This is a genomic window from Chitinophaga sp. MM2321 (assembly GCF_964033635.1).
In the GTDB taxonomy this organism is placed as follows: domain Bacteria; phylum Bacteroidota; class Bacteroidia; order Chitinophagales; family Chitinophagaceae; genus Chitinophaga.
The window spans coordinates 1,493,366-1,507,199 of sequence record NZ_OZ035533.1 but is presented as its reverse complement, the minus strand read 5'-3'; the positions used below and the strand labels follow the sequence as shown (position 1 = coordinate 1,507,199).

At 45.2% G+C, this 13,834-nt stretch carries 9 protein-coding genes; 8 read left to right on the top strand and 1 reads right to left on the bottom strand.

The genetic code is table 11. The features are described from left to right. Window positions 1–4,053, bottom strand: coding sequence for a DEAD/DEAH box helicase (locus ABQ275_RS05735; RefSeq protein WP_349317315.1), 4,053 nt, complete (start codon window positions 4,051–4,053; stop codon window positions 1–3). Between the two features lie 141 nt (window positions 4,054–4,194). Here ABQ275_RS05735 and ABQ275_RS05730 point away from each other — a divergent pair, with 141 nt between their 5' ends. The 8 genes from ABQ275_RS05730 (at window position 4,195) to ABQ275_RS05695 (ending at window position 13,757) form a co-directional block, all read left to right on the top strand. Continuing rightward, the gene (locus ABQ275_RS05730) at window positions 4,195–4,686 is read left to right on the top strand and encodes a DUF3347 domain-containing protein (RefSeq protein WP_349317314.1); all 492 of its coding nucleotides are present in this window, start codon (window positions 4,195–4,197) and stop codon (window positions 4,684–4,686) included. After that, complete coding sequence (locus ABQ275_RS05725) at window positions 4,686–6,851, top strand: multicopper oxidase domain-containing protein (protein ID WP_349317313.1); 2,166 nt, start codon at window positions 4,686–4,688, stop codon at window positions 6,849–6,851. Before ABQ275_RS05730 ends, ABQ275_RS05725 begins: the two co-directional genes overlap by 1 nt. A 144-nt stretch (window positions 6,852–6,995) precedes the next feature. Then, window positions 6,996–7,790 (top strand): helix-turn-helix domain-containing protein, encoded by a 795-nt coding sequence (locus ABQ275_RS05720; protein ID WP_349317312.1) that lies wholly within the window; start codon window positions 6,996–6,998, stop codon window positions 7,788–7,790. Between the two features lie 78 nt (window positions 7,791–7,868). After that, window positions 7,869–8,243: a VOC family protein gene (locus ABQ275_RS05715; RefSeq protein ID WP_349317311.1), complete on the top strand. Its 375-nt coding sequence runs from the start codon at window positions 7,869–7,871 to the stop codon at window positions 8,241–8,243. A 212-nt stretch (window positions 8,244–8,455) separates the two neighbouring features. Then, window positions 8,456–8,929, top strand: coding sequence for a hypothetical protein (locus tag ABQ275_RS05710; protein WP_349317310.1), 474 nt, complete (start codon window positions 8,456–8,458; stop codon window positions 8,927–8,929). Beyond that, window positions 8,929–11,565 (top strand): hypothetical protein, encoded by a 2,637-nt coding sequence (locus ABQ275_RS05705; protein WP_349317309.1) that lies wholly within the window; start codon window positions 8,929–8,931, stop codon window positions 11,563–11,565. Before ABQ275_RS05710 ends, ABQ275_RS05705 begins: the two co-directional genes overlap by 1 nt. Before the next feature lie 274 nt (window positions 11,566–11,839). Then, window positions 11,840–12,442, top strand: a complete 603-nt coding sequence (locus ABQ275_RS05700; RefSeq protein WP_349317308.1) for a sigma-70 family RNA polymerase sigma factor — start codon at window positions 11,840–11,842, stop codon at window positions 12,440–12,442. Window positions 12,443–12,533: 91 nt separating this feature from the next. Continuing rightward, on the top strand, window positions 12,534–13,757 hold the full coding sequence (locus tag ABQ275_RS05695; protein WP_349317307.1) for a FecR family protein: 1,224 nt from the start codon (window positions 12,534–12,536) through the stop codon (window positions 13,755–13,757). Window positions 13,758–13,834 lie beyond the last annotated feature (77 nt).

The window sequence follows — 13,834 nt, the reverse complement described above, 5'->3', positions numbered from 1 at the left end:
CTATTTTTCCGTTATCAGTTCCATCAACTCCCGTGCATTCAGCTTGGCAGATTGGTCTGTGCCTTCCAGCAAATGATCCGCTAGGTCGCGTTTATTGTTGTGGAGTTCAATGATCTTTTCCTCGATGGTATGTTGTGCCACCAGCCTGTAAATGGTAACGGGTCTTGTTTGCCCGATCCGGTGCGCACGGTCCGATGCCTGCTCTTCTACAGCCGGGTTCCACCATGGGTCCATATGGATCACATAGTCGGCGGCAGTGAGATTAAGCCCCAGGCCACCCGCTTTCAGGCTGATCAGGAACAATTCTCCTTTACCCGCCTGGAAATCTTTCACCAGTGTATCGCGCTGCGATAATGGCGTAGCACCATCCAGGTACAGGTAAGTGATGCCCAACTGATGCAGGGCTTCCCGCACCAGATCCAGGTGCCGCACAAACTGGCTGAACACGAGTGCACGGTGGTTGTTGGAGATCAGCTCCTGCACGATTTCCAGGAATACATTTAGTTTGGATGAGCCGATATTAATTTCTGCGTCCACCATTTGCGGATGACAGGCAGCCATGCGCAGCCTGCTGATCTCCGCCAGTGCTTTGATGTGTTGTTGTCCTACACCACCGCTGTCATGTGCGGCTATATTCTCAATAGCCTTACGGCGCAATGCTTCATAGAAGGCGGCTTCTTCTATCGACAGGTTTACCAGTTTAATGATCTCCGTTTTTGGCGGCAACTCATCCAATACAGCTGTTTTGGTGCGACGCAGCATAAACGGCGCCAACAGCTTTTTCAGGTGTTGTTTCACACTGCTTTCCGGGTTGCGTGCGGAAGGGAAAACGAATTGTTCATTAAAATGATCCAGGCTACCGAGTAAGCCGGGGTTGAGGAAGTTGAAGAGGTTCCAGATTTCGCCCATATGATTTTGTATAGGCGTACCCGTTAGCATCAGTTTAAAATCCGCGCGGAGCGACATAGCTGCTTTCGAAGTTTTGGTCTGGTAATTTTTAATGGTATGTGCTTCATCCAGCACTACAGTGGCCCATTTCACGGCTGCCAGCAGTTTTTCTTCCGATTGTAGCAATCCGTAAGTAGTGATCACTACATCGAAGGGACCGGCTGCGTTGATGAGAGCGACGCGCTTGCCGTTGTGCAGGTATACGATATTCAGTGAGGGGGCAAAGCGGCCGATTTCATTGCTCCAGTTGGACATCACCGACGCAGGACAGATAACCAGCGCCGGCCCTGATGCTGCCCTGTAAAGCAGCATGGTAATAGCCTGGATGGTTTTACCAAGACCCATATCATCCGCCAGGCAGGCGCCTGCGCCCCATGCCGCAAGATGCGTCATCCAGCGGAAACCCTCTTCCTGATAAGGACGTAAAGTTGTTTGTAAGGTCACGGGTACTATGGGCAGCAAATCCATAGCGGCATTGCGCTTCACCGTAAAGGAGCGCCACGCTTCATCGGTATGACTGCTGCCCGACAGTTGCATCAGCTCATCCAGCATGGGAGCCGCATACTGCGGAATGCTGATCGAATGGCGGTCATGGATGGCAATACTGGCTAGTTCGTTTAGCCGTTTGCGTAAGTCGGCAGTCAATGCAAGGAACTCACCATTGCCCAGGGCAAAGAAGCGTTTCCTGACAGTTCTCGTAGTATCCAGTAATTCTTTCAGGGAAAGAACGGTTAGTTCATCGGCCTTTAGCTCGCCGTCACAGGCAAACCAGTGGCCCTTTTCCTTCAGGGCAATATGCATGTGAGAGAAGCCCGCCTGTTGTTTCACTTTATACCGCTCCCCTTCCGGCCATTCGGCCCTCACCAGTTCAGGATGGTCGCGGATAATTTCCAGCAGCTCCAGGGAATCCAACGGGTCTTCAAAAATGATGGTATCTTCTACCAACTCCTGCGCCACTATTTGCTGGATCATGTCCATCAGCTGCGCCGCATTGGCTTTTTCCTTTTCCAGGTCGCGCGCAGCCTGCCAGCGTTCTCCGTTGGTGATACCGATAATATGCTGCGCACCTGCGCCAGGTTTGCAATAGGGCGGGTCCAGGGTAAACGGCTTTACAAAAAGAGCGGCCTTTAATCCTTCTCCCAGTGGGAGCAACTGGATCACAATACGTGCATCTCCTGCGCGCTTCCGGATGTTCACAGCTCCCTCACCCAGGTCCGCATGAATCGTGATATGCGCACCGATACTTCTCAGCACCTGCATCAGCTTATCTTTTCCACTGGCAGGTACCCGCGGGATCTGTTGCAATGTTTGTAACAGCCGGCGCTGCTGGGCTGTGAGCCTGATTATTTTTAAGCGTGTAGGCGTTTCCTTTACAAACACCGTATCGCTCACAAAATCATCTATATTCGTACTGAATGTATATTCTTTGCCTGTTTCCTGCACAATCAATTCCGGTGCACCTTTTGTAATTTCCACGGAGAGGGCAATATTATCTGCTGAAAATAAAAACGGATGCCCGGCAATCTCTTCCCATACCCTTTCATCAAAGGAAAATGATTCGCCGTTATAATTATAAAAGTGATCTTTCTGTATAGTAGTGCTGATCCGCAGATCGTGATCAGTCATGGCTTCCGCCTTGCCTTCTTTCAGCTTTTTCAGGGATACATTCCTGCCACTGCTCCATTCATTATTTCCCTGCGATGTTTGTAACAACGGCTGAATCTTGTAATGATCAAAGTCCACCAGGTAGATCAACCTGGATACAATCACATTTTTTTCTTTTTTTGTGAGATGATCTTCTGCTACCAGTAAAGTGTTCAGCAACCGCTCCCAGTCGGGCATCTGCTCCATCTGTGAAAATACAGGCCGGTGCCTGATCACCGTAGCCACCTGCTGAAATTCATCTTCATACCCGCCATAGCCTTCATTCCTGAAAAGGTAAAGATATTCGTAGGTCAGTAACCGGTAGTAATGCTCCATACCCATGCGCAGCAATACACCCGCGTTTACTTTGAAGGTGAACAGCAATTTACTCCGGGGATGAAACAACTGCAGACAGATTAGAGAGAGATAACTCAGCAGGTTGCCTTCTTTCCGCTCCAGCAGGATCAGTAACTGGTCCTCCGCTCTTTCCTTTTTACCTGTATGAAAATGTAACAGGCAGATAGCTGGCGTTATAGCCGGAAACAGCTTTCTTTCATACACGGTTACAATTTTGGTGATGATGGGATTCATCTTTTCACCCGGCAGTAATGTCAGCGTATAGGCGTAATAGAAAGCAAAAAGCGGCGATACGGGAATGCTGTGCTTCTTATCGTATTGCCGTTGACGTTTGATGCCCTGTTGAAAAACAGTCAGCGCCTTATCGGGACTTCCTTCATACAATAACACCACTGCTTTGGCAAAGAGGTCATCTGCCGTCACATCTCCAAAAGGTGTCTGAAGATCTCCCTGCAACAACTGCAACTCAGGAAAATGGCCGGACCGCTGCTGCTGAAAAGCCAACAGCTTATCCATCGGCGGCATTTTCAACAGGTTATATTTTACAGCGAAAGAAAAGATCCGGTTAAGACTCTCTTCGCTGAATAGTTTCAATAAATCCGCGTAGGCGGGAAAATACAACAGATAAGAAAGCCAGGGCTGGTATTCATCCAGTTCCAGCTCCAGTCTTCTGATAGGCGCAGCCAGTAGGAACGGGTCGCCGGCAAAATAGGCTACGAGTAATTGCTGCAAATCCTGCAAACGGGCGCTGCTACCATAAAATGCATGCACCGCATACTGCCATTTTTCCAGTTGGGCCGCATATGCAGGTCGCTTTATATTCAACGGAAACAGCAGGAAGTTCAGCTCTGGTATCAGGGAAAAACACCCCGATACATTCAGGACGCCCAGTTCCCATTCTTCCAGAAATTCCAGGATTTCCTCCAATCGCCGGAAAGACACCTCCGGGGCGCTTCCCCGCCCTATGCCGGTCAATTGTCCAATGGTATTGAATAGTGCCCGCTTATCCACCGGGCAGAGATAAATCGATAACACATCCATCACCAGCCGGGCATCTGCTTCCTGTGATTCATATTGCTGTAAATACCGGGCTGTGTTTATCATACAGGCAAAAATAACTGAATACCCCCTGATCTCCGAAATTATATAAAATGAATCCACAATAGTATAACAATACTGCTCCGCAGTATCGGTACTTTTGTATCCGGGCTACAAACAATTATTGATCTCTTTAAAAGAAAGAAAATGAAAAGACTACTGGTTACATTATTCGCCGCTGCATTAACACAGGCTGGTTTCGCACAGGAAACAACCGCTCCGCAACTGGGCGAATTGCTGACAACCTACTATCATATCAAAGATGCCCTGGTAAGCAGCAATGCCGGCACCGCAGCCACACAGGCTGCAACATTTGCACAGGCTGCCGGTAGTCTTGATACAAAATCATTGTCTGAACCCGCACGTAAGGTATTCACTTCTTTGCAGGATAAACTGGTAACAGATGCAAAGCAAATAGCCGCCACCAAAGACATTGCACAGCAACGCAGTTATTTTAAAACCTTCTCTGATAATTTTTACCTGCTGGCGAAAGACGTTAAACTGTCTGCCGCACCTGTTTACCAGGACTATTGCCCGATGAAAAAGGCACACTGGTTAAGCAGCAGCACAGCGATTAAAAACCCTTATTACGGTAGTCAAATGCTTACCTGTGGTAAAATAAGCGATACAATAAAGTAATGATGAAACGACTCAGCCTATATATACTGTTACTGGCCCTGTGTGGCTTGTCCACCGCAAAGGCGCAGGCCCAGGCGGGCAATGAAAAACCTGCCACCGTGCGGTATGATTTATATGTGGGTGATACCACCGTCAATTATTCCGGCAAAACAAAGCATGCTTTAGCGATCAATGGCAGTATACCGGGTCCCACGCTTCATTTTACAGAAGGAGACACCGCAGAAATATACGTACACAATACCCTGAACGAAGAAACATCCATCCACTGGCACGGCCTTATCCTGCCAAATCAATACGATGGCGTTTCCTATCTGACTACACAGCCCATTAAAGCCGGGCAAACACACCTGTTCAAATTCCCTATCGTACAAAATGGTACTTACTGGTATCATAGTCATACCATGTTCCAGGAACAAAGCGGGATGTATGGCGCCCTGGTCTTTTACAAACGTAATCAGCCACCAGCAAAGGAATACACCATGGTGCTCAGCGACTGGACAGATATGAAACCCAAAGAAGTAAACCGTTACCTGCACAATGCCAATGATTGGTTTGCCGTAAAAAAAGGATCTACACAAAGCTATTCAGAAGCCGCAAAGCAGGGACATTTCAAAACAAAGCTCACCAACGAATGGAAACGCATGAATGCCATGGATGTAAGCGATGTTTATTATGAGAGCTTTCTGACCAATGGTAAGGCAACCGACAAACAGCCCGATTTCAAGGCCGGCGACAAAGTACGGCTGCGCATTATAAACGGCAGCTCTTCTACCTATTTCTGGTTGAACTATGGCGGCGGAAAAATGTCGGTGATTGCCAGTGATGGCGCCGATGTGGTGCCCGTAGAAGTAGACAGGCTGCTCATAGGCGTATCAGAAACCTATGATGTAATAGTGACCATTCCTGAAAATAACAGCTATGAGTTTCTCGCTACTGCCGAAGACCGTACCAACTCCACTTCCCTGTGGCTTGGCAGCGGTAAAGAAATACGCGCTCCTCACCTGCCGAAACTGAAATATTTTGAAGGCATGAAGATGATGAACGATATGATGAAGATGAATGGAGATCTTGATACCAGCAGCGGCATGCAAATGACTAACCAGGTGATGGATATGAATACCGTGATGTATCCGGAGATCACAGACAGTGCAGCCCAGGACATCGTTACCCTTAACTATGGCATGTTACGGGCGCCCGAAAAAACGACGTTACCTGATGGGCCCACCAAACTGTTGCACTTTGAGCTTACAGGAAATATGAACCGGTATGTGTGGAGTATCAACAACAAAACCGTTTCAGAAACAGATAAGATCCTGATTAAGAAAGGAGAAAATGTGCGCATCGTCCTATACAATAACACTATGATGCGGCATCCCATGCACCTGCACGGTCATTTCTTCCGGGTATTAAACGAACAAGGTGCCTATGCCCCGCTGAAAACGGTGCTGGACATCATGCCGATGGAAACAGATACCATAGAATTTGCTGCTACCGAAAGCGGCGACTGGTTCTTCCATTGCCACATTCTTTATCATATGATGAGCGGAATGGGCCGCGTTTTCAGCTACGAAAACTCTCCCCCCAACCCGGAAGTACCCGATCCGGCGATGGCCTATAAAATGCTGAAAAAAGATGACAGAATGCTGCACTTCATGGCGCAGGTAGGACTGGAAAGCACCGGCAGCGACGGGGAAATGATGTTAGCCAATACCCGTTACCGCCTGACAACCGAATGGCGGCTGGGCCTGAATGATCATCACGGCTATGAAAGCGAAAGTCATTTCGGCCGGTACATTGGGAAAATGCAGTGGCTGTTTCCTTATATTGGCTGGGATGTACGTTACCGTAAAATGGATGGGGCAGAGAAAAACCTGTTTGGTCAAAAGAATACAAAAGATTTCAGGCAGGTATTACATCTCGGGCTGCAATACACGCTGCCCATGCTGATCGTAGCGGACGCCTCCCTCGATACAGACGGCAGGTTACGCTTTCAGCTGATGCGGGAAGATGTGCCGGTAACAAAACGTTTGCGCCTCAACCTCATGGTGAATACCGATAAGGAATACATGGCGGGGTTGCGGTATATCGTTACCCGAAACTTCTCCTTCTCCACACACTACGACAGTGATATGGGATTGGGCGCAGGTATTACCCTGAGCTACTGACCCTTTGCTGCGGCGGCTGTTAAAAATCCGGAAGAAGCAGATAACATTAACTTTCTTATCTTTATCAGGCTAGCGCCGGAGGCAATGAACCCCATCGCCTCCGGCGCTAGCCATACCGCTTTAGCCGTGCTTAATAACACCCGGATGAAATATTACACCATACCACCCCCGGAACAATTACAACGCTTTGTGAGATACTTTTGGGTACTCGAAAGCGATCAGCCTTATATACACTATTCGATGGCGGATGTTTGCCCGGAGCTACTATTTCATTACCAGGGACAATTCGACGAACTTACAGACACCGGAACAACAACGCCCTCCTTCACCGCAGGCGTACATGCACAAACCAGTTTCACCAGAACCTTCCGGATCGACAAAACATTCGGCATCTTCGGGGTGTACCTCTACCCACAGGCACTTCCCCTGCTATTCGGTCTTTCAGCCACCGAACTGACAAACCAGATGCCCGATTTGAAATTATTATTAAAAGCAGCAGGCAATGAGCTGGAAGAAAAAATAGCAACTGCCACAAATAATGATCAAAGGGTAAAAATTGTAACAGCATTTATGGAACGTAAGTTTTTGATGACCGATAAAGAGCAGCTACCCGTTTTCCATGCCATTCAAAGTATCATCCATCGCAAAGGGCTGGTAAAAATAAAGCAACTGGCAAATGATCATTTTTTATCTGAGAGACAATTTGAAAGACAATTCCTGCAATTTTCAGGGTTCAGCCCAAAACTTTTTTCCCGTATCGTCCGTTTCCAGTCGGCCATGGCGCAGTATGGCGACAAGGACCTGTCGCTGACAAACATAGCCCTTGAAAGCGGCTACTATGACCAGTCGCACTTCATTCACGACTTCAAGGAATTTTCCGGACATCATCCTAAACATTATTTCTCAGGTGGCTCAGATGCTACTAAATGGAAGGAATAACATGTCGGTTTTTTCCAATTTTAAGCACACATATACCGGTAATTTTGTGTTATTGTTTAACAATTAATACTTATAAAGATGGAAATTCCTACAGGACACCAACCCGTCATGCCCTACCTGATGGTCAACGATGCACAAAAATTCATCACCTTCATGGAAAACGTTTTTAATGCTGCATTAACGTTCAAGCGGATGCGGGAAGATAATACAACGGTCATGCATGCGGAAATACAGATCAGCGGCAGCACCATCATGTTTTGCGAAGCTACCGAGCAATGGAAGAAGCAGCCCGCCAACTTATTTGTATATGTGGACAACGCAGACGAAACATACAAAACAGCAATAGACAACGGCGCCACCACCTTAATGGAACTTGCCGATCAGAACTACGGCCGGGCCTGCGGCGTAACAGACCCCTTCGGAAACATATGGTGGATTACGTCCGTACAATAGCACCGGTGAAGAAAAGATGATAAGCCCCCCTTCCCCATAGCGCCTTTAAGCCAAACAGCTTAAAGGCGCTATTTTTTTATAATTTTACTATCTTCGTCTGCATATTCCTGAGAGCATAATAAAAGGACCCCTAAAAAATTCCAAAAAAGCTCTCCCTGATACCGTTTCTGAAAATCATCCAAAAATTCATCTTTATATAATTCCGCGATTTTATGAGTTTCTTCAACTTCCTGATTTCCTATTCGAAAGTCGAATCCGTTCTCGGCCTGTTGTCATTTATTATTGCCGCAACATTGGGCTTTTTAGCCTATCAGCGGGCATCAAAACTAAAAGGGATCGCGAAGATCGTGTCTCTAGCCGACACCCGGAATAAGTCAGATCTGGCGAAAGCCTTACTGGAAGTTATACCATCTTACAAAATACCGGACCTGAACAAAGCCCAGGGTTTTGAAATCATCAAACTGCAAATGCAACAAAAATCGGTTGAGTTTAAGAGTAAGATGAATTTACTGCGTTTAGGAATGATTATATTCTCCGTCATTGTTATACTCATTCTTGTTCAAGCCTATTTTAAGTTTGAACAAACAAGACCGGTTGTCAACGCGGAAACCCACGGTAACAAAAGCCCCATCCTGGTTGGCGACAGCAACCAGGTCAATTATGTTGATACCACAAATAAAAAATAATGAAAACCCTCCTGGCCGTTCTGTCTCTCATTATTATAACTATCAACATAACTGCCCAGACAACCTATGGCGATAAAAGTCCTGTTATTATCGGCGCCAAAGGAAAAGTAAACTATGTAAAAGAGCGCAGCATCCAGCGTAAAGTACCGCCTGAACTTTCTCATTACCTGGCCGGATTGCTTATTTCCAATAACATAAATGCGCATACCTCCAGTCTTAATGCAGCATTGGATGTATGGTTCAAGAAATATAATGAATTAAAAACCGCCATTGACAAAGTACAGGATGCCAACCTGAAGAACCAGGCAAAACTCCGGTTGGCTGAAGGGAACTTTACGGAAGTGGAATCAATCATAAAAACAAAAACGAATTATAGCTCACTCCTGCATACCTTCCCTAAAACCTATCAGACATCAGGCAGCGAAAGCCCCATCATTGTTGGGGACTATGGCAGCGTTACCTATGTGGTGAAAGAAATTATCACCTATAAATTACCGGAGGGACTTACTGTAAACCTGCTGAATGAATTAAAGTCAAAAGATAATCTTGTCAAAACACAACGTACCCAATTAGGGAATTTACAAAGCACCATAGAAAACCGGGAGTCTGTTATAAAAGATTATATAAGCCGGTATAACCTCGTAAAGGAAAAATTAAAGAACAGCCCTTCACAGATTTACCAGCGGGCATACGCCGCCTTTTCCAAAGGCAATTTAACCCAGGCATTAAAAGAGCTCGATTTATCTGCCCAGCATGATAAATCCTATGGAGAATCAAGCATATTAAAAGCAAAGATCCTGCTGCTTCAATTAAATTATAATGCACTGGATTCAAGCTTAAGGGAGATTGATAAATCATACAACATAGGCGTACAGCTCAATCCCAACGGGGATAATACTTTTGAGTATGGCAAGTTCCTGTCTGATTATGCAGGTAACTACCCGGCAGCCATCGTTTTCTTTGAAAAATCTTATGAATTAACGACTGATCAACGCAGAAAAGTAGAGATCCTCAATTACCTGGGAATCGCCTATTCAACTGTCGACAGAATAAAAGCAAATGACTTTCATGAGAAAGCCCTTGTAATCCTGGAAGGGATGGAACCCATACAGGACAAAAGTTTGATTGTTACAAAGTCTTTGATCTTGTCAAACCTGGCAGCCGGTTATGCCAGTGGCTATTTTGATATAGCCATGATCAATAAATCAATCGCATTTTCTAAAAGGGCTATTGAAGAACTGGACAAGCTACCTACACTGTCAGAAGAAGATCAATACAGGAAGGCGCTCTATTACAACCAGCATGGAAAGGAGTATGCCATGATTGCAGACACAAACCATGCAATAGCATGTTATAATAATGCACTAAGTTTCCTGGAAGATGCCGCTCAAAGAAAGCCTTACGTGTTTACGATAGGGTTAACGAGTGTATACTACAACATGGCGGCGCTTTATTCAACTACCGGGCAACCCTTAAAGGCCATTGAATGGCTCAGTAAAGCAATAACGCTCACCGAACCCAAGATAACGCCGGGCAGCCGTATTTACCTGGTAGCTACCGTGCAACTATACTCCGCATTAGTAAGCAACTATGCTTCCCTCAATATGCTGAGTAATGTAATGGCAAGTCTCAATACAATAAATGCGCTGCTTGCACCCTTTGTAGCATCCGACCCCAAAACCTTCCTGATTCAAAGAGCCGCTCTATATACAGATCTCGGGAATATTTATCTGAATACAAATAACATCGATTCAGCCCAAAAATATATCTCCGGTGCTTATGATTATTATAGTAATAATTTTAGTGCTGCCCAATTCAACAAACAAAAATTTGCGCTTTGCATCAACCTGATGAATGAAATACAGCTCCGCACAGGGCAAACAGCAAATGCAGCGTTGTACAACAGGAATTTGCTCACCAAACTTACCAATAGTGCTGTTATCAATAAGTTTGTTTATGATGATTTTATTCCGCAGATATACGCCCAGCTTGCAAAAGTATATGCCACCACCAATCAGAAAGACAGTGCCCTTTTTTATATAGATGCAGCTTTAAACCTGGTAGAACCCAAAGCAAAACAATATGGCACTACTTATCTATATACCTATTTCACCTACGCTATACAGGGTTATGGCATGAGCTTAAAATTCAAGGATTATCAAAATGCCCGGACCAGGGCACAATCGTTCCGTGACAACTGTACCACCATCCTTAATGTAGATCCTTTTGTAAAAGCCAATATGCAGGCAGTGATTGGCGAATGCATATCAGGTTTCTCCGTCGTAACCTTTCAATATACGCAGGACCCGGCCACGGGCATCTTACCAGCTACTGATCTGAATAATTTATACTTATTTGCAGAAGAATATTTTAATGAAGGAGAGAAGTACTATATAGTTGCTGTACAGCGTAACAAAAATGAAACATTAAAATATGCACAAGCCTTGTACTACGCGGCTTTTCTTCAATATTACTGGGCAACAAAAAGTAATACCGCTGCGCAGCAGCAATCACATGCAGATAAGAAATGTGCCATTATTAAAAAGGTGGATGCTTTACTGAAACCCGTTCCGGTCAATCAATTTGTAACCGCATTAAATAACCAGCTGGCATTTATAAACACGGGTTGCAACTAAATATTACACCTGCTTATTGCATAAACAATCTACCAGCTCACCGGCCCCCGGATTACTGATCATACCTCTATAAGGGTATATCTTTCTACTAAAAATTTATGAAATAAAAGTATGATAACAATTTGTTAATTTTTGTATACATTAGTACCGTTAATAAATAAGCTCGCCTGATTAATAGGCTCACAGTCCTTTAAATGCTTATCTGTGGCGGATTTCATTTATAAATAGAACAACCAGGATCACATCTTATCCTTATTACAGGCTTAAAAACGTTATGAATTTGTGTATTCCATTACTACATAGTGATACATCATTGCTGGTCCGGCTGGCCGCCGGCGATGAAGCTGCATTTAATACACTATTTGAAAGACATCGCGATAAATTATATAATTACCTGCTTAAGATCACCAAATCACCTGAAATCGCTGAAGAGTTTGTCATTGATGTCTTTGTTAAATTGTGGGTAGGCAGGGAATTAATGGTACAGGTTCATCACCTGGAAGGCTTTCTGTATAAAGTAGCGTATCATAAAGCCATCGACTTTTTGAGGGTTACCTCCCGTCATGACCGTTTACAGAAAGTATATATTGAGCGGCTGGAACAACTGCCCGAAAAGCGTGCAGACGACCTGTTGATTGATATGGAATTAAGACAACTACTCCTGGAAGCGGTTAAACAATTGCCCCCGAAACGACGGCTTATTTATACCCTTAGCCGCGAACAGGGATTAACGCATGACCAGATTGCTACTGCATTGAACCTTTCCCGCAACACGGTTAAAAACACCATGATGGCCGCCACCAGGTCTATCAGCAACTTTTTACAAAGTAATGGCCTCGATAAAGCCGCCCTTTCCATATTATTTTTCATGGCCTGAATCACCGGGCAATCTCCCTCCTGATAATTATTTTTTTTCCCAATAGCCCTTCTTCTCTATTCATGTCGTCTTATAGATATAAGCATATTTTATGTCTGCAAATCTTCAGCGACTGCAATACTTACTTCAGCAATACCTCCGGGATACCGGAACCCCGGATGAATTACGGGAGTTTTGGGAACGCTTCGCGGAGCTGGAGGAGGATGATCCTTTAAAGAAAGAACTGTGGCTGCTCTGGCAAAGTTCAGCTGTTGAAGATCAACCGGAAAAGAAAGACTGGAAAAATGCGGAACAACGCATCCGGGAGCAAATAGCGACACCGGATAACAGGCAATCTTCCTTCATTACAAGACGCATTTTCGGGCGCGTTGCCGCCGCTGTCATTGTGCTGCTCACCGGAGCCGCGATGTATTTTCTGGTCTTCCAAAAATCATCCGTACAAACAGCCCACACCGAAATGCAGTCGCAACGCTTTAAGAACGATCTTATTCCAGGCGGAAACAAAGCGGTACTCACCTTGTCAAACGGCACGCGGATACTGCTGGATAGCGCAGAAAACGGTATGCTGCTCCAGCAGGGCAATACAAAAATATTGAAACAAGGCACCGGCCAGCTGGCTTATAAAACAACAGGCCCACAGGGAAAAACAGGAAACGAAATATTGTTTAATACGTTGAGTACGCCCAGGGGCGGGCAATACAAACTAACATTGCCCGACGGCACGCAGGTATGGCTCAACTCCGCCTCCTCCATCCGGTTCCCCTCCGCATTTTCAGGAAAAGCAAGAGACATACAAATAACAGGTGAAGCTTACTTTGAAGTAACGCATCTCCAAGCAGCTATTGGAAATGGAAAAAATATTCCTTTTATCGTTACGGTAAACGGCATGAAAGTGGAAGTTTTGGGCACTCATTTTAATATTAATGCCTACGAAGATGAAGGCATCATAAAAACCACCCTGCTACAGGGAAGCGTGAAAGTAATACAGGAAGATCAGCAACAAATACTCATTGCCGGACAACAAGCCAAACTAAAGCAGGATGGGCATCTGGAACTGGTAAAAGGCCCCGACCTCGAAGAAGTGATGGCCTGGAAAAATGGTTTCTTTCAGTTTCAGAACGACTCCATTTCCAATATCATGCGACAGGTGGCGAGATGGTATGATGTAGATATAAATTACCAGGGAAACATCTCCCAGCTTTTTATCGGCAAGGTACCAAGAAATGTGAATGTCTCTACCCTACTCAGTATACTGGAATCTACAGGATGGGTACATTTTAAAATCAATGGCAGGGAAATAATAGTAGAACCATAAATCTATCATTCTAAAAGCATCATTCCATGAAGACAAGGGATCCTTAAATGCTTTCTTAAGGATAAAAAAACCGGAGG